Below are 18,981 nucleotides of genomic sequence, written 5' to 3' on the forward strand. Positions count from 1 at the left end.
TTTTGGTAACAGCGGGGTTTTAATTTACGCTTTTATTGTATTGGCTTTATTTGAAATAATTTTTTGGAGGAATTTCAAAGTGAAGTCAAAAGTAAAATGGCTAACTGCCTTTTTAGCATTTATTATTAGTTTAACAATTGGCTTTAGCTTCAGTTTACATACAAGCTATGCTGCTAAAAAAGAACCTGTCTTAAAGATAGGAATGGAAGCTAACTACCCACCATATAACTGGACTCAGACTACCAACGCTAATGGTGCCGTTCCAATTGATGGCTCTAAGGAATATGCCAATGGTTATGACGTTCAAATTGCCAAAATCATCGGCAAAAAATTACACCGCGATGTCGTTGTTGAAAAGACCGAATGGGATGGCTTATTACCTGCTTTAACTTCGGGTAAGATTGATTTAATTATTGCCGGTATGTCACCTACAACTGAACGTCGCAAGGCAATTAACTTCTCTAATCCATACAGGAAGAGTACTTTCGTTGTTATTACCAACCGCGATAATAAATATGCTACTGCTAAGAACTTAAAAGATTTCAAAGGAGCTAAGTTAACTGCCCAGCAAGGTACCTTGCATTATGACTTAATTAAGCAATTACCTGGAGCTAAGCGCGAACCTGCAATGCGTAGCTTCTCTGCAATGCGCGAGAGTCTGCAATCAGGCACAATTGATGGCTATATTGCTGAAGACATTGAATACCAATCATATAAACGAGTAAACAATAATATTGTTGCAGTCAACTTGAATAAGATGCAAGGATTTAAAGTTGATAAGAACGATTCAATTACTAGTATTGGTGTCAAGAAGGGCAACACTAAGTTATTAAATCAAGTTAACCAAGTCCTAGCTGGCATCTCCGCTAAAAAGCGTGACCAATTAATGTTAACTGCAGTTAAACAACAACCTCAAGCAGGTAACAGTAAAAAGGAAAATTGGTTTGTTTCTATTATGCATAATTATGGTGGCATGATTGCCCGTGGTGTGGGCATGACCTTGCTACTTGCCTTAATTGGTACTATCGTTGGCTTTTTCATTGGCTTATTAGTAGGTATTATTCGTACTATCCCTACTCCTAAATCAGCTGGTAAAAAATGGGGTCTTAAGATTGTTGACTGGATTCTAGCTGTTTATATTGAAGTATTTCGTGGTACACCAATGATGGTACAGGCTGCAGTTATCTACTATGGTATTGCGCAATTATGGCACTTAAACTTAAATCGTACCCTAGCTGCTTTAGTTATTGTTTCTATTAATACTGGCGCTTACTTAGCCGAAGTTATCCGTGGTGGTATCAATGCTACTCCTAGAGGACAATTTGAAGCTGCACAAGCACTTGGTATGAAACACTCTCAACAAATGTGGCATATTATCTTGCCTCAAGCTATTAAGAATTGTTTGCCATCTATTACTAATGAATTCATTGTAAATATTAAGGATACTTCAGTATTGAGCATTATTTCAGTTTCAGAATTGTTCTTTGTTGGTACTACTGTTGCCAGCCAAACCTTCCAATTCTTCCAAACTTACTTCATCATTTCGATGATTTACTTGATCTTGACCTTCTCAATTACCCGTATCTTTAATTTAATCGAAAGAAAGCTTGAAGGTCCTAAGAACTACAACTTAATGGCTAACCAAATCCAAGTAGAAGATCCTAAGGAAAGTGGTTTTGAACATGAGCAATAATAATGAACATATCTTACAAGTAAAAAATTTACAAAAAACTTACGGCGGACATAAAGTTTTACGCGATATTTCCTTTGATATTAATAAAGGTGAAGCTATTACCATCATTGGTCCATCTGGTGGTGGTAAGTCTACTTTATTAAGGTGTATCAACTTGCTTGAAGAACCTACTGATGGCGAGATACTATTTCACAACAATAATATCTTAGATAGTAAATACGACCGAAATAAATATCGTTCTAAAGTAGGGATGGTATTCCAACAATTCAATCTCTTTAATAATAAAAATGTCCTTCAAAATTGTATGGTAGGACAAGAATTAGTTTTGGGGCGCTCCAAAGAAGAAGCAGAAAAAATAGCCATCGAAAACTTAAAGAAAGTTGGCATGGAGCCCTTTATAAAGGCAAAGCCCCAACAACTATCTGGTGGTCAGCAGCAGCGTGTCGCCATCGCTCGGGCAATTTCAATGGATCCAGAAGTCTTATTATTTGATGAACCAACTAGTGCCCTTGATCCAGAGATGGTCGGCGAAGTCCTAGCTACTATGAGCAAGCTGGCTAAGACCGGTTTAACCATGGTGATTGTTACTCATGAGATGGGCTTTGCAAGGGATGTTTCAGATCAAGTCATATTTATGAGTGATGGTGTAATCACTGAACAAGGAACTCCGCAACAAATCTTCCAAAATCCCCAAGAAGAAAAAACTCAAAAGTTCCTTCGTAATTTTAGAAATAGTGAATTATAAAACTAGCTTCTTAGACTGAAAAAAATAAGAGTAAGAATTCTATTTTTAGAAATCTTACTCTTATTTTTGTATATTCTTGTTTTAGGTATTAAAGATAATAACTTTTTGATGTTAAATTATTTCACTATTATCTTCTTGAGAAAGTTTCCAACTATTATCGAAATAGGACTTTCTTAACTGACGTAGAGCATCATAGTCACTCTCTAGACTGTCTATCGCATCTTGAAGCTTTTTGTTTTGCTTACGCATAGCGTTTAGTTCAGGATCGCTAACCACTCCTTTTAAATGGACTTGAGCTGCCAAGTTTCGTTTAGCTTGTTGGAACTGTTCTTTCAAGTTTGAGAGTGTATCCTCGTATTTAACTAGTTTTTTATTTACATTAGTTAACTGATTATTTAGTTTGATAAATAGGTCATAAGGCATATTTGACTTGATTCGGTTGCATTCACTACATGATAATATCAAATTATCCATACTGTTATCGTGAGATAGGGACACCGGATTTTTATGGTCAACACTCTTGCCCTTGCGACCACAATACTGGCAGCGGTAATTATACTTTCGCCGGACACGCTCACGATCTATATAGTCTACCTCATTTAGTGAAAAATCGACTGGCACTCCCAACTTTTCCATATTAATAGCAAAATCTACATTATTGCCTGGGACATAATTCACTTCACCATCTTCGCTGGCAATAATTGCTTCATTAAAGTCAGATCGCTTTACTTGCTGTAAAGCTACCTCATTGCCATCATAGTCTTGAATAAAGCCTTCATATCTCTTGCGGACATCACTTTTTACTAAGAACTCTCTATCTTTCCACTGATTACTACTAGTTCTCTTACCCAAAAAGCCGTAAAGCATTACCTGGGCTACATCTTGGATAACCTTGTTGTCATAATCTTGAGGATCAAGGCCCCTACTGATACAAATATCGCAAATACTGGTTAGCTTAGGATTCATTAAACCCTCGTGTTTAAAATGCAGGCTATTCAAGCGCAGACCGCACGAAGTACACTCCAACTTCACCTAATCATCCCCCATAAGTAAAATACTAAAAGCAATTCTCTGCATCTTGTCTTTCCCAGCAAAATCACCCTTGAATAAATCAGGCAAGATCTTCTTAATAAAATACTTTACACAAACTAGGTCATCAAATTTCTTGATGGTTTCTAGACTCTCTTTAAACATTTGCATATAAACTGGATTAGGATTACCCAATTCAATTTCACCATATGCTTCATAAAGTAGGTCTAATTTATCACAAATTGATAAAATCTTCCCTTCTAATGTATCATCTTTTGCCTCAGATAAGCGTTTAGTATAAATCTTTTGAAACTCTTTAGGGATTTCGTCTTTAATGAACTTAGCGGTCATTGTTTCTTCGACGTCACCAATCATTTTGCGTAATTGCGGAGTTGCATATTTAACTGGCGTTTTAATATCACCAATAAAGCGCTCAGTGTAATCATGGTTTAGGCTCTTTTCATATAAAGCTTTCCAGTTAACCTTTTGCTTGCCGATTACTTCTTCAATGTCACCCATCATTTGAGCTAATTCTGCAGTCCTGAAGCAATGATCAGCCACAGAGTGGTGCTGATATTTAAAATAACCCGGTGCACGATCAATTGACTCTAAACTATTAAAACCTTGGATATATGCATTTAAACCCATAAAAAGCTCCTCCTTAATCACTAAAAATACTAAAATTTTTACTATACTAACAAAAATAAGTTCCCAATGCAAATAATATCTAAGCAAACAAAAATAGAGATGCAATGCATCTCTACTTCGATTAACTATTTGTTTTCATCTTGTTTAGCTTTGTTCAAGAAGGCAACAACTGCAGCAGCGCGATCAACACGTGCCTTAGAATTAGACTTGTTCTTAGGTCTACGGTGTGGGTTGATGCCAGTGTGAATGTTTCGTGACATGTCTTTATCTTCCTCTCAAATATAAATTTTCGAAAATCTTTTATTATCATATCACGAAAAAGCACCTTAATTCAAGGATTTCTTTAACTTAGCAAATTTTACCGCCAAGTTTTTCCATTTCTTCCTTGCTGAGCTTTTTACCTTCAAACTTAGTTACAGTTACTGCACCGTCGACAACACCTTCATTGTCAGAAAGAGCTAAGGTAGCATTACGGGCATTCAATACCAGTCCTTCGTCAAGGAAAGTTAATTCCTTATCTGAAGTATACATATCAAATCCGGCATTGTTTTTAACTGGAATATCAAATTCTGGATCTTTGCCATCTAAAGCCACGAATTGGAAGTTGGCACCGATAGTACAAGTACCACCTAATTTAGAGTAGCCATTTGAACCGTCGTTCAAAGCTAACAAAACTACTTGACCCGGTTCAATTTTCTTATCCATGATAGCTTTAGCATCATCTTTAATTTTTAATTCAACGTTTTTAGGATCTAACATAGTATTTCCTCCTTAGTTTAAGAACCCTTATTGCTTACTTTAATATAGCACGATAATTTTAAAAACACGAGTTATTTGCTCACAAAAATATATCTAAAAATGTTCCTCGCCTTGGCCTTTAAGCAAAAAAACATTGCGAACTCGACGAAAAGAGTTCAAAATAGATATAATGAGTTAATTTTAAGAGGGGATCCTTAATGACCGTCTTCAAACACATAATTAAAGACCGCATTTTACAAATTACGGTTATTATAACAATTATTAGTCTTTTTTTTGCTAGACCGAGAATAGCAGATATTAACTTCCATACGCTATTCTCTGTTTTAGCAATGTTAACAATTATTCAGATCTTTGCTTATTTACACGTCTTAGATGTTATTGCTTATAAGTTAACTACCCATGCTAAAAATACGCGAAGACTAGCAGCTACCTTTACATTCTTATCCGTTATTGCGGGAATGTTTTTAACTAATGATATCACCGTTTTAACTCTAATACCATTATATTTAACCATTGCTAAAAAACATAAACTACCGGAAATTTTACCCGTTACTTTAATTGGTATGGGTGCCAATGTTGGTGCTGCATTCACCCCTTGGGGTAACCCACATAATATCTTTGTGGTTAACCAATATAACGTTTCACCATTGAAGTTCTTTAGTTGGTCGTTACCACTATTGGTAGTAAGTATTTTTATCTTGTTACTCTTTTTAGCCTTTGTTAAGCCAGTAGATATCCCATCAGTACCACAACAAGATATCCGAATTAGTATGCGACCTACTATCTTAACAGCTGCTGTATTCTTTTTCTTCTTTTTCGGTGTGTTCAATGTTGTACCGGCTTATGTTCCTGCTATTGTTGCAGTCATCTTGGCCTTAATTATTAATCCGTCAATTATGTTGCACGTTGATTATGCCTTACTACTAACCTTTACCTGCTTTTTTATCTTTATCAGCGACATTCAACAAATACCGCTAATTGTTGGTTTAATTTCTAAGGCGATGTTCTCAGAACATTCAGTATTTTTGACATCAATTATTTCTAGCCAATTCATATCTAATGTCCCTTCAACTATCTTAATCGGACGATTTACCAAGTATGCCGAAGCACTTTTCTTAGGTTCTAACATTGGTGGTTTTGGGTCAATTGTGGGATCAATGGCTAATATGCTGGTGTTCAAGAGTTTTGTAGAACATGGTAGTGTCTCTAAGTCGAGATTCTTCTGGGTATTCACCGTCTTAGAATATATCGGTTTAATCATCCTAATGGGACTAGGCTGGTTAGTATTAGATTTTGTGCTTTAATTAAGACACTTGTAAAAGTGTCTTTTTTTGCTACCATGGGTTAACTGAAATTTGCTATAATTGGGCTAGAATAGCTTATGAAAGGAGGCATCCCGATGCCTTTAGTATGGATTATTATTATCATTTTAGTTTTACTTGTAGCTATTTATATCGCACTATATAACGGCTTACAAAAGGCGCAAGTACATGCTGATGAAGCATGGAGTCAAATTGATGTTCAATTAAAGCGCCGTAATGACTTAATTCCTAACTTAGTTGAAACTGTTAAAGGTTATGCCAAGCACGAAAGTGAAACCCTAGAAAAGGTTGTTGATTTAAGGAATAGTTTAGTTAATATTCCTGATTCTGATCATGCTAAGAAAATGGAAGTTTCAAACCAACTAACTGATTCACTTAAAACTATCTTCGCCTTATCAGAAAACTATCCCAACTTAAAAGCTAACCAGAACTTCTTATCATTACAAGAAGAATTAACTAACACAGAGAACAAGATTGCTTACTCACGTCAGTTATTCAACTCCACTGCTGCAATGTTTGATGAAAAGCTATTAACCTTCCCATCAAACTTAGTAGCCAAGATCCATGGTTTTAAAAAGATCGACTACCTTCAAACACCAACTGAAGAAAAAGCCGTTCCTAAAGTTAAATTTTAACTAAAATGCTTTACAAACAAATTGCACAAAATAAACGTAAAACCGCAATCTTGATGGTTGTTTTTGTCATTATCTTAGCTTTGGTTGGTGCGGGAATTAGTTACCTCGTCGGCGTAAAGCCAACATTCGGCATTAGTTGGGCAATAATTGGAAGTATAATATACCTTTTTATCGTCTTGCTTGATCCAGCTAGCTTGGTAATGAGCTTGAATCATGCCCAACCTATCCACGAACAAGATGACCCAGAGCTGTGGCATGTTGTCGAAGATATGGCTATGGTTGCCCAAGTCCCTATGCCTAATATCTATCTTATCAATGATAAAAGCCCTAACGCTTTTGCCACTGGACGAGATCCTAAGCACAGTTCAATCGCCGTAACGAGTGGCTTACGTGAAAGGCTAGATCGTAGCGAACTTGAAGGCGTAATCGGTCATGAAATATCACATATTAAGAACTACGATATTATTGTATCGACTGTTGGGGTTGTTTTAGTTGGGGTTATCTCTTTTCTATCAGATATTGGCTCTCGTCTTATCTGGTGGGGAATAGATAATGATGACGACGATAATAACAGTATCTTAGTTACTATCTTTAAAATTGTGTCAGTGATATTTGTTTTACTATTGGGACCAATTGCGGCTATTTTAGCGCAAATGGCGCTTTCTCGTAATCGGGAATTTTTAGCTGATGCAAGTTCTGTTAAGTTAACTCGTAATCCTCAAGGTTTAATCACAGCCTTAGAAAAGATCTCTAATAGTGCACCCATGAAGCAAGCTGACCGCTCTAGCGCTGGACTATACATTGAAGATCCTTTCAAGACTAAAAGCTTCAGTAGGCTACTTGATACTCATCCGCCTACTGAGGAAAGAATAGCGCGACTTAAAAAGATGTAATCTCAATCACGTAAAAAGTCCAAGAATTCAAAATGATATATTTAAATCGAAAACAAAGTATTACTCGATTAGCTAAAATCTATGAATTGAATGAATCAACTATCAGAACCTGGATCAAAGTTTATTATTATCAAGTATTCAAGGCTTGGAACCTGCTAAGAAAAATAACACAATAGCTTAAAATATATAAAAAAATATTTTTAAAGCAAAATATTATAGTGTATGCTTCAAAAAAGTATGCGCTTAACTTGGCTATTTTAATAAAATGTTATATCATATACGATATAAATATATTTTGGGGTGCCACTGGCTGAGAATATACCCATTGAACCTGATCTGATTAATATCTGCGAAGGGAAAATGTAATATTTAATTATCGAACTAATGGCTACCCCGATAGGGGTAGCTTTTTTCATCCCCTTAGAATAGGAGAATATTATGAAAAAAATTCACGTTCGCGATATTATTTTAATAGCTTTAATTGCAATTATTTTTGCAGTAATCTATGTAGCTAGCGATAATGTTTACAACTTCTTGACTGTATTACTTAGCCCTATTGGATACGGCTCCTTAGCTAATGATATTACTATGGGAATTTGGTGTATGGCTGGTCCAGTTGCTGGATTTTTGGTACGTTTACCATTAAGTGGATTTTTGGGCGAATTTCTTGGTGCAGCCTTGGAAACCTTCATGATGGCTCAATGGGGTGCTGCTAACTTGCTTTCAGGCTTAATCCAAGGATTTGGTAGTGAATTAGGATTTACCTTAACTGGATATAAAGTTTACAATACATTTACCTTATTCTTATCAGCTACAACTACCACGATCATTACATTCTTATACGACTTCTTTAAGAATGGTTACAATCAATATCCAGTCTACAAAATGTTTATTTACTTTGGTGTTCGCTGGATCTCAATGATTATCTTCTGCTGTATTTTGGTAAAACTAATCACTAACTTATTAGAGAAAGCCCACATCATTAAAAATGCTCAAGATTAATCAACTCTCTTTTAACTATCAAAAAGATAGCAACATTTTAGAAAATATTTCTCTTCAAATTTTCCCTAACAGTTTCTCACTATTATATGGGCCAACAGGTTGCGGTAAGTCTACTCTATTAAAGTTAATCGCTGGCTTATATCCTAAGTTTGGTGGGCAAATAACTACTGGCAAGATTCAAAACTCTTTCAAGCAATGGGGCATGGTCTTTCAAAATCCTGATAAACAATTTACTATGCAAACACCTTACCAGGAGTTTATTTTTAGTCTAGAAAATTTACAATTAGATGAAAAGCAAGCCAAAAAGAGAATCTCTCTTGCTAGTCGAGAAACGAATACACAAGACTTGCTTGAGCGTGACTTTATCACACTCTCTGGCGGTGAAAAGCAACGCGTTGCCCTAGCAATAATTATTGCAATGGATTGTGACTTAGTCTTACTAGATGAGCCCTTTGCTAGCTGTGATCCTTACAATCGCAAGTTCTTATTAGAAAAACTATTTAAGCTAAAGCAAGAGGGCAAAACGATCATTATTACTGACCACAATTTAAGTGGCTACCAGGAGATGTGTGATCAGGTTTTCTTATTTAAAAATAAACATCGAATAGATGTTCTAAATAATAAAGCCAAGGAAGAATTTTTCCATCAACCAGCCCCGCCTCAACTTTCATTTCAATTGCCCAAAGATAGTAAGCCTATCCTAACCTTTGAAAATTTTAGCCTAAAACAAGGCGATAAAACTTTGATTGCAAATCAAAACTTACAAATTTTTCCTGGACATGGAACTTTATTAAGTGGTGCTAATGGCTCAGGCAAGACCTCCCTATTCAAAGCCTTAACTAAGCTAATTTCCTACCAGGGAAAAATCACCTACCAGCAACAAGATATTAGTAAGATCAGACGGCGCAAGTACTTAACTCAAGTCGCTCAAGTCTTTCAAAATGCTAGCGATCAGTTCTTAATGGTGACTGTTAAAGAAGAGATAAAACTCAGTCAAAGCCTATCTAATCGCTTCTCTACAGCTGAAATTACAAATTTTCTAAAATTATTACAACTAGATCAGCTATTAGACCATGTTGTTTATTCCTTATCAGGCGGTCAAAAGAAAAAACTGCAGCTACTTTTAATGATGATTGCTAATCCTAATATTTTATTACTTGATGAACCATTTACTGGCTTAGATAAGCAAAGTATCCATATCATTAGTAACTTATTAAGAGAGTCTTTTCTAGATCAAGAAAAGACCCTAATCATTATTAGTCACCAGAGCGATGATTTAGATTTATTGTGCGATTATCATCTCACCTTGAAAGACCGCCATCTTCAATACATTACAGGAGGGCTACTAGATGAATCCTAGTCTAAAATTATTTCTGGTATTAATTATTTCTTTGGAAATATCTTTTAAGGCTAACTTATGGGCTAACTTAATTATAATTATTAGTTGCATTATCTATCTTCTAGCTCATAAAATCTCACCCAAAAATTTACTATTATTAATAGCAGTACCTTTACTAGCTGCTATTGCCATGTTTACAAGTATTTATTTAGCTTCACCTAGTAAAGTTATTTTTGCTTGGGTATTGTTTACAAGAATCTATGCTTTTGTCTTTGCTGGAGCATGTGTAACTCAAACTACAACAATTACCCAGTTAGCATACTCTTTAGAAAAGAACTTCAAATTACCTAGTAAGTTCGTTTATGGTACTCTTGCTGCATTTAACGTCTTTCCCAAAATTAAAGAAGAAGTTATTAGAATTCAGGTAGCTGGTGAAATGCGTGGACTATATCTATCATTTTGGTCACCTAGGCTATATTTTAAGGCAATCCTAGCCGCTATTAATTGGGCTGATGATCTAACACAAGGAATGACTTCGCACGGTTATCGTGAAAATCAACCCCGCAGCATTATCCAAAAAATCCCGCTGACAAAAAAAGATTGGTTAATCTTTGTCGCAATACTGACAATATTTCAACCAATCTTATTCTTAACCTAACTACTTGTGGTAAGGACTACCATTATTAATCATAAAAGCTCGGTAAATCTGTTCACTTAATACTAATCTCATTAATTGATGTGGCATTGTAAACTTGCCAAAGCTGATTAAATCATCAGCCCGCCTATTAACAGCACTGCTAGTGCCTAAACTGCCACCAATGACAAAGGTAATGTCTGAATGACCATAAGTTGCCAAGTTTTGAATCTCTTTAGCAAATTCTTCACTTGTTCTCTCTTTTCCTTTAATTGCGGTTACAAAGACATACTCTTTGTCTTTTATTTTGCTTAATATTCTCTCGCCTTCAATTTCTTTTACTTTTTCCATTTCGGCTGGACTTAACTTTTCTGGGGCTTTTTCATCAGGAACTTGTATTATCTTCATTTTGGCATAGCGATCCATGCGTTTCATATATTCTGCGATGCCATCTTTGAAATATTTCTCCTTCAACTTACCTACACATACAATCTTGATGTTCATTTTATCCTCGCTCAATTTTATTGCTATCTTATTTTAACCCGTTATTTGTGAAACTTCTAGTTTTTGAAAAATGTTTAACACAATATTTAGTTATTTTTATCACTGACATACTATAAATTGTGGTTAAATGCAAAATCTAACAATAAACTATTCAGTTTTCAAAAAATATCAAATTATAATTTGTATTTTTATAATAAATTTTATTATAAACCTGGTTTAAAAGCATCTATAAATCCAAAATTAAATAATTAAATAACTTGATTTTTTAGAAAAAATAAATTTTTCCATCTTTTTGTAAGGCGCTTTCTTTCTTAGTTATACACAATCCACAGAGTTATCCACAGCACATCTATATCTTGTGGTTACTAAAAAATACGAACTTTTATCAGTTTCACAAAGATAACATACATAAAAAAGGGATTCACTTTAAAATGAACCCCTTTTTATTATTTACTCAATGTAACACTTAGATTCTTAGTTTTGCTATTGCGGACAACCTGTACGGTTATATGGTCGCCAATCTTGTGTGAATACAGTGCAGTATGCAATGAAGCTAAATCCTTCACTGTCTTGCCATCAACTTTTGTAATGATATCGCCACTCTTCATCCCTGCCTTAGCAGCACTACCATTCTTAGTAACTGATGCAACATAAATTCCAGATTTAACATTTGACGGCACATTCAGTTGCTTTTTAGCGTACTCTGTTAATTCACTAACAGATGCTACACGAACACCTAATTGTGGACGGGTAATTTTACCATTCTTTACCAATTCATTGATGATTGAGACAACTTCATCACTAGGAATTGCAAATCCCATCCCTTCAACACTTGTACCATCACTAGACTGAGATAGTTTCATTGAATTAATACCAATTACCTGACCGGATTCATTTACTAATGGACCACCAGAATTACCTGGGTTAATAGCTGCATCTGTTTGAATAACTGTCGCCTGATTAGTCACTTGTCCAGATGAATTAGTGATATCTATTGTCCTGCTCTTAGCTGAAATAATTCCTTGAGTAACGCTCGTCGCATATTGACTACCCAATGGTGAACCTACAGCAATCACTTGTTGGCCTGGTTCTACATTTTTTGAATTGCCGAATTGCGCGGTTTGAGTTACATACTTGCCATCAATAGTCAAAACAGCTAAGTCAGTTTCAGAATCAGTACCGACCTTTTTAGCTGTGACAGTTTTTCCGTTACTTAAGATAACTTGCAACTCATCACTACCAGAAACAACGTGATTATTAGTTACAATATACCCCTTGCCATTAGCCTTCATGTAAATAACGCCAGAACCTTCACTATAAGTTTCTAACTTAGATTTTGAACTAGAATTGCTTGAGGACCCCTCACTATAATCACCAAAAATACTAAATGGGTCATTTGATGAGCTAGTACTATTTTGTTTCTTTAGGTTAACAACTGAAACAACCGAATTTTTAACAACATTAAAAGCAGCCGTCATTTGACCTGAACTTTTACTAGTATTTTTAACCGTTGTTACTGTTGGAGCAGCAGTTTGAGCACTATTTTGGCTAATTTGACTCATACCAGCATAGGCAACTCCACCACCTAAAAGGCCAGCAACAACACCTACGATACCTGTTTTTAATAAAGTATTATTCTTCTTTTCAGCCATGTTTCTTCCCTCTCTTAGCTTGATATGTTCAAAAATATTATTTAATTTTTCACATTAAATATCATAAAAAGCAAGTTTGAAGAATTTATGAATATTTATTTTTTAATTGCTAAATTTCTACCAAATCTGTCGGCCTATCTGGAGCTGTATCATAAATTTTGACATCTGCAGGCAATTCCGCATCCCCATTGATTAAGATATCCTTGGCTGCTTCATGAGCCTTGTACTTGGTGTTATTATGCTCAGAACGGTGAGCCAAGAAGATATTTTTGGTATTAGACTTTACTACATCTAATAAAGTCTCTCCAGCTTGTTCATTAGATAAATGCCCTACATCAGACATGATTCGCTGCTTCAACGACCATGAATATGGTCCATGACGCAGCATCAGGTCATCATAATTAAATTCCATCAGGTATCCATCAGCCGCTTCTATCTGACTTTTGACATTATTTGAAACATAGCCTGTATCTGTTAAACAAGCAAAGCGCTTGCCACCACTAGCGAATACATAATACTGAGGTTGGGCAGCATCATGACTAGTGGCAAAACTAGTTACCTCTAAATCACCAAAACTCTTAATCTTCCCTGGCTCAAAGGTATTGATTTGATCGACAGGTAACTTACCAATCTTATTAGTATCAATGAGGTATTGCCAAGTCCCCGAATTAGCAAAAGCATTAATTTGGGGATAGCGTCTCATCAAGACTCCTAATCCACCTGAATGATCAGTATGATCATGACTCAAAAAGACCATGTCAATTTCTTTAATATCAACCCCCACACTTGCTAAAAGATCTTTAGCTTTTTTACCGGATACTCCCGCATCCATTAATACCTTATGTTCCTGTGTTTGAATTAAGGTTATATTTCCGCTCGAACCGCTTGCCAATACTGATACTTTCACTAAAAAAACTCCTAACTTTTTTCTTCGTCGCTTTTATCACTAGAATTAGTCTGGGACTGCAAAATTGTGCTAGTAAAGGCATTGACTCTTTTAATAGTTACTGTTTTTGAAGTGTCATTTTCAATGGCAACTATCCATGCCGGCAAAAATATTACATTTCCACGTACTTGCGTTAATTTAGCATAGCCTAATTTCATCCAGATTACCTTAGAGTTATTTGGTAATTCACTATAAGTATATAGTGAATTGATGGCTTCTTTAGCACTGATTGTAGTCTGTCTTTCCCTAACAGTAGTGACCGTATCGGTATAACGTTGATAATAAGACACAATTTTATTATTTCTTACCATAATATGTAATCTAGACCTGCGGGAATAAATTACGCCATAACTAGTTTTTTGCAAGAAAACATAATCATTATCACTAGAATACTCTGGTGAATAAACATATTGATCACCTTCATACACATTCTTAGGATTATCCTTAAAACTAATTATGTCTTCAATGGCTTGTTTTTTATTTGAACTGACTGCAACTGGGGTAGTTAAGCTAACACTGATACTATCTTCACCATCTGAAGGACTATTTATACTAACTTCGCCACTGACTTGGCTTTGAGCTTTATTGACCCATTTTTTATTAATTTTAGACGCTAGATAGTACCCATCTGATTGTTTATCACTAAGATGTGGGATCTTAATATTATCTGCAATCATTTCTTGTTGCAAATTATCACCAGTATTAGTGGTTGCATTGCTAGAAAGTAAGGTCGGTGTCTGAATAACTTCAATCCCCAGAAAAATATTAATCCCAATAAAAACAATTAAAAATATCCACTGGATTCGTTTAAAGTCCATTCTCTAACGCCTCCTTATTTTGTAATTTAGCCTTAGCACTAGGATCACTAATTGGTGAATCATTGATCCATTCCTTCAATGAGCGCCATCTACCTTTAATCTTGACATAATATGTTGGCACTAAGTCAACCAATCGAGAATCTTTATTACTATCGGCATTAACCGTATAACCGACAATTATGCGATTGATACTCTTCTTAGAATAACCATTAGCGATTAATTGATTAAGTGCTACTCTCGTTGCGGGTAAAGTAGATTTAGAGCCATTACTTGGAATCGGTATTTGCAAATTCAAACTATTAAAGTTGATCCGCAGTCTGTTCTTAGTAAAGTTAACCTGAGCTCTAGTATTGTAATCCCCCGGTAAAAATACCGGATACTCTTCAACGAAACTCTGATAAATTAAGTTATTATTATCCCCATCAAAGAAGTGCAGATCTGGATCAACTAAGCCAATCTTTCTGACATAATATAGACTTGTACTCAAGCGCTTAGTAACTGAACCTGGGATTTTTCCTTCATTGAAGTTTACATACTCATAGTTGTGAGTATTCTTAGCAGCAATTAAACGCTCATATACACCATTAGAATAAGTTATTGATGTAGAGCTATTACGCTGGTTGATTGAACCTGTTCCTAGCAAACGATATACAAAGTAAGAATCTGTTTCTTGGTTAGTCAAATAGCTATAGTTAGGTAATTCTGTTTCTTCTTCATAGAATGGTAAGTAGGCCCCACTTAAGCGATGTAGGGCTACTGGCATTTGTACTTTAGCATTTTTGATCTGATTATAGAACTTTTCAAAGTTAATCTTACCAATTGCTAGGCGGTAAACTGTATAATCTTGATCATTCCCCAAGTAAAGATACTTCTCACTACTATTTATTGGAACAAAAAGTCGATTGAACTCTCCATTATTGGCTCTTTTTAATTTAGTAAGAAATAATGAAATAGTAATTTGATCCGGATAAGTCAGCTGCAAGTAATTTTGATTTTTGATCAAATTATCATAAGCTGATTTACTACTTGTCATCTTAACCGGGGCAGTCTCTTCTAATGGTTGGGTTATTTTAGAAAATTGCAAAGGCAAGTTTACCTTACCCCCATAAACCTGGTAGAGCTGATTATTATGATAATAAAACAACTGTGTTGGAATATATATTTCACGAATAGACTTTTGACCTACTTCTTTTTTAGCTGGAGATTGATTAGAAGCTTGTTCAATCCGTGAAAAACGCGAATCTGATCCCCAAATGTAAGCAGATAAGCTAAGTGAAACTAACACCATCAAAATCAAACTACCAGTAAGGCAAATATTACCTATCTTGTGTTTAAATCTCATCCCAGCTAGCTCCTTCCTCAGATATCGGCTCAAATGGCAATGAAATATAGAAAGTCGAACCTTCACCTTCTGCACTATCAGCCCAAATACGTCCATTATGGGCTTCGACAATTTCCTTAGAAATTGCTAACCCCAAGCCAGTGCCGCCTTGCTTGCGAGAGCGAGCTTTGTCAACACGATAGAAACGATCAAAGATCTTATTTAAATCCTTCCTTGGGATACCCAAGCCTTGGTCAGAAATACTTAAGATAATGTGTTTATGAGCCTGCAATAGACGGACAGTAATAACCCCACCATCTGGTGAGTACTTAATAGCATTATTCATAATATTATCAATTACTTGCATCATCTTATCAGTATCTATTTCTACCCAAAGAGCCTGCTTAGTAATTTCACGTTTAATAGTGTATTTTTTGACACTATTGTCACTTTTTTCGGCGTCTTTTTTTAGCATCATATCAAAGCGGTTTAAGACATGATTGACAAAATCATTAATATTGACCCACTCTAAATCCATCTTAGCTACGCCACGATCCATTCGCGATAAGCTTAATAAGTCATTAATCATGCGTATCATACGCTCAGTTTCTTCTTGCACCACACCCAAAAATTGGGGAGCAATATTAGGATCTTTCCAAGCTCCATCATTTAAAGCCTCAACATAAGCTCGCATACTAGTAAGCGGAGTTCTTAACTCATGCGATACATTAGAAACAAATTGTTGCTGCTCACGTTCATTCTTTTGTTGTTCGGTAATATCATGCAAGACACAAACTAACCCTGATACAAATCCGGTAACCCTTTGGATTAATGAGAAGTTAGCATGTAATATCATTTCATCATGAGTATCAGAATTTACTGTCACGATTAGCTCTTGTTGTGTACTCATTAAATCTTGAATAGTAACATCCTTTAGACCTAGTAGGTTAGTAATCGAGAAGCCAATAACATCAGCTTCTTTTTTATTCAAAAAGTCTAAGGCTGTTTCATTAATAATTGTAATATTGCCATGGCGATCAGTAGCAATAACCCCATCTGTCATATGGGTCAAAACATTATCTAACCTGCGCCGTTCACTCTCTGAAATTTCTTGAGTACGTTCAATCCTAACTGATAAAGTATTAAACGCCTTAGCTAGCTTGCCTAACTCATCATCAGCATAGACGTTAACGTGGCCTGAATAATCACCATCAGATACCCTAAGTGCTTGCTTTGTCATCTCTTCAATTGGTCGCGTTATTGCCCGAGAAATAAACAAAGAGACTATCGCTCCTAAGAAAGCCGCAATTAATGAGGCCGTCAAAAACATGATTGACACGTTGCGAATATTATTAAATACGCTCTGCATACTTGCCCTAATTGCAATTACACCAATTGTGGTGTTAGTACCATTACCTGAAGTAAGTGGCGTGATTTGAATCATGTAGGTTCCATTAGCATCTACCACCCTAGAAACCTGCCGCCCACTAGAGATGGCTTTTTTGATATCTGAACTTGTATCACGCTGACCAACACGCTGTTGATCATTTATATTTGAAACAGCTCTAATTACCCCTTTATTATCAACAACTGTAATTTGATTAATTGCATCGTTATTATAATTAGATACAATTTGGCTTAGTTGGCTATTAGCATTTTGGGTATTGGGACGATTCAATTGATTAGTGATTTGATTAGTAATAATATTTGGAATTTGGATTGAAGTTTCAAAACTTTCAATCGAGCTCTGCTCTAATTGTCGTGTAAAATACGCACCAACAATCTCAATTGTTGCTAGTAACAACAACATAAAAATCAACGCAATTTTAAAATTAATTGATGTAAAACTTTTCTTTATTTTCTTCACATTACTTACCCACACAAAATAAGACCACTATTACGTGGCCTTTTATCATTTATTCATCAGATGGATCTTTAACGTAGTATCCAACACCACGTCTTGTAACTAAAACAGTTGGCGAAGATGGGTTATCTTCAATCTTTTCACGTAAACGTCTTACCGTTACATCGACCGTTCTTACATCACCGAAGTAGTCATAACCCCAAACAGTTTGCAGTAAATGTTCCCGTGTCATTACCTGACCCATATGCTGCGCCAAATAATGCAATAATTCAAATTCACGATGTGTGAGTTCGATCTTTTCACCACTTTTTTCAACAATATAGGCTTCTGGCATAATTACTAAGTTACCAATGGCAATATTTTTATTTTCTTCATCATCATTAGCCTTTTGAGTAAGATCACGGCGACGTAAATTAGCTTTTACTCGAGCTACTAACTCACGATTAGAAAATGGCTTAGTCACATAATCATCAGCACCCATCTCAAGCCCTAAGACCTTATCAATTTCAGTGTCTTTAGCCGTTACCATGATAATTGGCATATCATGACTTTTACGTACCTCGCGTGCAACTTCTAAGCCGTCTTTTTTAGGCAGCATTAAATCTAGAATCATTAGATCAGGATTATATTCATCTACTTTTTCGACAGCTTCTTCGCCGTCATAAGCTGTCTCAACGTCATAACCTTCCTTAGTTAGGTTAAACTTAATGATATCCGAGATAGGTTTTTCATCGTCTACCACTAAAATCTTTTTTGGCATAGGGATTCCTCCTCATCGTAATAACTTTATTATACTGTTTTTGGACTAGGTTTTAAATTATTGCAAAAAAATTGTAAAAAACTCTTGCATTTTTTGCCTATAGCTGGCATAATAATACTCGTTGGTTATCCAATGGGTGGTTAGCTCAGCTGGCAGAGCAACGGACTCTTAATCCGTGGGTCCAGGGTTCGATCCCCTGACCACCCATAATTATAAAGCATCGCGCTAGCGGTGCTTTTTATTTTCTCTGAAGCTTAAAACTTTTTTCAAAAAATTTCAAATTTCCTCTTGCATTTTTTGCCTATAGCTGGCATAATAATATTCGTTGGTTATCCAATGGGTGGTTAGCTCAGCTGGCAGAGCAACGGACTCTTAATCCGTGGGTCCAGGGTTCGATCCCCTGACCACCCATAATTA

Annotated in this window: 19 protein-coding genes, 2 tRNA genes and 1 riboswitch; of the genes, 10 read left to right on the forward strand and 11 right to left on the reverse strand. The window is 35.6% G+C overall.

Going from position 1 to position 18,981, the window contains the following annotated elements; all coding sequences use genetic code 11:
* Window positions 1–79 precede the first annotated feature (79 nt).
* Both J2Z60_RS03180 and J2Z60_RS03185 read left to right on the forward strand, forming a co-directional pair.
* Window positions 80–1,693, forward strand: coding sequence for an ABC transporter permease subunit (locus J2Z60_RS03180; RefSeq protein ID WP_209686219.1), 1,614 nt, complete (start codon window positions 80–82; stop codon window positions 1,691–1,693).
* Window positions 1,683–2,438 (forward strand): amino acid ABC transporter ATP-binding protein, encoded by a 756-nt coding sequence (locus tag J2Z60_RS03185; protein ID WP_209686220.1) that lies wholly within the window; start codon window positions 1,683–1,685, stop codon window positions 2,436–2,438. The genes J2Z60_RS03180 and J2Z60_RS03185 overlap by 11 nt, the downstream gene beginning before the upstream one ends.
* Window positions 2,439–2,549: 111 nt before the next feature.
* Here J2Z60_RS03185 and J2Z60_RS03190 read toward each other — a convergent pair whose 3' ends face one another.
* The 4 genes from J2Z60_RS03190 to J2Z60_RS03200 all read right to left on the reverse strand — a co-directional run bounded on the left by J2Z60_RS03190 (window position 2,550) and on the right by J2Z60_RS03200 (window position 4,874).
* Complete coding sequence (locus tag J2Z60_RS03190) at window positions 2,550–3,470, reverse strand: HNH endonuclease (RefSeq protein WP_342590240.1); 921 nt, start codon at window positions 3,468–3,470, stop codon at window positions 2,550–2,552.
* The gene (locus J2Z60_RS03195; protein WP_209686222.1) at window positions 3,471–4,115 is read right to left on the reverse strand and encodes a YfbR-like 5'-deoxynucleotidase; all 645 of its coding nucleotides are present in this window, start codon (window positions 4,113–4,115) and stop codon (window positions 3,471–3,473) included. It abuts the gene before it with no gap.
* A gap of 125 nt (window positions 4,116–4,240) precedes the next feature.
* Window positions 4,241–4,375, reverse strand: coding sequence for a hypothetical protein (locus J2Z60_RS11000; protein WP_281063414.1), 135 nt, complete (start codon window positions 4,373–4,375; stop codon window positions 4,241–4,243).
* Window positions 4,376–4,463: 88 nt separating this feature from the next.
* On the reverse strand, window positions 4,464–4,874 hold the full coding sequence (locus J2Z60_RS03200) for an iron-sulfur cluster biosynthesis family protein (RefSeq protein WP_209686223.1): 411 nt from the start codon (window positions 4,872–4,874) through the stop codon (window positions 4,464–4,466).
* 197 nt (window positions 4,875–5,071) lie between these two features.
* On the opposite strand from J2Z60_RS03200, the gene J2Z60_RS03205 reads away from it, so the two are divergent.
* The 6 genes from J2Z60_RS03205 (at window position 5,072) to J2Z60_RS03230 (ending at window position 10,723) form a co-directional block, all read left to right on the forward strand.
* Window positions 5,072–6,178, forward strand: a complete 1,107-nt coding sequence (locus J2Z60_RS03205) for an SLC13 family permease (RefSeq protein ID WP_209686224.1) — start codon at window positions 5,072–5,074, stop codon at window positions 6,176–6,178.
* A 95-nt stretch (window positions 6,179–6,273) separates the two neighbouring features.
* Window positions 6,274–6,831 (forward strand): LemA family protein, encoded by a 558-nt coding sequence (locus J2Z60_RS03210; protein WP_209686225.1) that lies wholly within the window; start codon window positions 6,274–6,276, stop codon window positions 6,829–6,831.
* A 5-nt stretch (window positions 6,832–6,836) separates the two neighbouring features.
* A complete protein-coding gene (htpX, locus tag J2Z60_RS03215) occupies window positions 6,837–7,724 on the forward strand; it encodes a zinc metalloprotease HtpX (protein WP_209686226.1) in 888 nt (295 codons plus the stop codon).
* Window positions 7,725–8,010: 286 nt separating this feature from the next.
* Window positions 8,011–8,099: riboswitch (TPP riboswitch) on the forward strand.
* A gap of 63 nt (window positions 8,100–8,162) precedes the next feature.
* A complete protein-coding gene (locus tag J2Z60_RS03220; RefSeq protein ID WP_209686227.1) occupies window positions 8,163–8,726 on the forward strand; it encodes an ECF transporter S component in 564 nt (187 codons plus the stop codon).
* Entirely contained in the window at window positions 8,713–10,086 is a 1,374-nt protein-coding gene (locus J2Z60_RS03225; RefSeq protein ID WP_209686228.1) for an ATP-binding cassette domain-containing protein, read from the forward strand. The genes J2Z60_RS03220 and J2Z60_RS03225 overlap by 14 nt, the downstream gene beginning before the upstream one ends.
* On the forward strand, window positions 10,076–10,723 hold the full coding sequence (locus J2Z60_RS03230; protein ID WP_209686229.1) for an energy-coupling factor transporter transmembrane component T family protein: 648 nt from the start codon (window positions 10,076–10,078) through the stop codon (window positions 10,721–10,723). Before J2Z60_RS03225 ends, J2Z60_RS03230 begins: the two co-directional genes overlap by 11 nt.
* Here the strand turns inward: J2Z60_RS03230 and rlmH are convergent, their stop codons facing one another.
* The 7 genes from rlmH to yycF form a co-directional block, all read right to left on the reverse strand.
* Window positions 10,724–11,203, reverse strand: coding sequence for a 23S rRNA (pseudouridine(1915)-N(3))-methyltransferase RlmH (gene rlmH, locus J2Z60_RS03235; RefSeq protein WP_209686230.1), 480 nt, complete (start codon window positions 11,201–11,203; stop codon window positions 10,724–10,726).
* A 446-nt stretch (window positions 11,204–11,649) separates the two neighbouring features.
* Complete coding sequence (locus J2Z60_RS03240) at window positions 11,650–12,855, reverse strand: S1C family serine protease (RefSeq protein WP_209686231.1); 1,206 nt, start codon at window positions 12,853–12,855, stop codon at window positions 11,650–11,652.
* 109 nt (window positions 12,856–12,964) lie between these two features.
* Window positions 12,965–13,762: an MBL fold metallo-hydrolase gene (locus J2Z60_RS03245; protein WP_209686232.1), complete on the reverse strand. Its 798-nt coding sequence runs from the start codon at window positions 13,760–13,762 to the stop codon at window positions 12,965–12,967.
* Window positions 13,763–13,773: 11 nt separating this feature from the next.
* Window positions 13,774–14,619: a two-component system regulatory protein YycI gene (locus tag J2Z60_RS03250; RefSeq protein WP_209686233.1), complete on the reverse strand. Its 846-nt coding sequence runs from the start codon at window positions 14,617–14,619 to the stop codon at window positions 13,774–13,776.
* Window positions 14,609–15,961, reverse strand: coding sequence for a two-component system activity regulator YycH (gene yycH, locus J2Z60_RS03255; protein WP_209686234.1), 1,353 nt, complete (start codon window positions 15,959–15,961; stop codon window positions 14,609–14,611). The genes J2Z60_RS03250 and yycH overlap by 11 nt, the downstream gene beginning before the upstream one ends.
* Complete coding sequence (gene walK, locus J2Z60_RS03260) at window positions 15,951–17,807, reverse strand: cell wall metabolism sensor histidine kinase WalK (RefSeq protein ID WP_209686235.1); 1,857 nt, start codon at window positions 17,805–17,807, stop codon at window positions 15,951–15,953. The genes yycH and walK overlap by 11 nt, the downstream gene beginning before the upstream one ends.
* Window positions 17,808–17,856: 49 nt before the next feature.
* Entirely contained in the window at window positions 17,857–18,564 is a 708-nt protein-coding gene (gene yycF, locus J2Z60_RS03265; RefSeq protein ID WP_209686236.1) for a response regulator YycF, read from the reverse strand.
* A 134-nt stretch (window positions 18,565–18,698) separates the two neighbouring features.
* On the opposite strand from yycF, the gene J2Z60_RS03270 reads away from it, so the two are divergent.
* Together J2Z60_RS03270 and J2Z60_RS03275 are read left to right on the forward strand one after the other, a co-directional pair.
* Window positions 18,699–18,771: transfer RNA gene (locus tag J2Z60_RS03270), tRNA-Lys, on the forward strand.
* Between the two features lie 131 nt (window positions 18,772–18,902).
* Window positions 18,903–18,975, forward strand: a tRNA-Lys gene (locus J2Z60_RS03275).
* Window positions 18,976–18,981 lie beyond the last annotated feature (6 nt).

Source organism: Lactobacillus colini, assembly GCF_017874575.1.
GTDB classification, from domain to species: domain Bacteria; phylum Bacillota; class Bacilli; order Lactobacillales; family Lactobacillaceae; genus Lactobacillus; species Lactobacillus colini.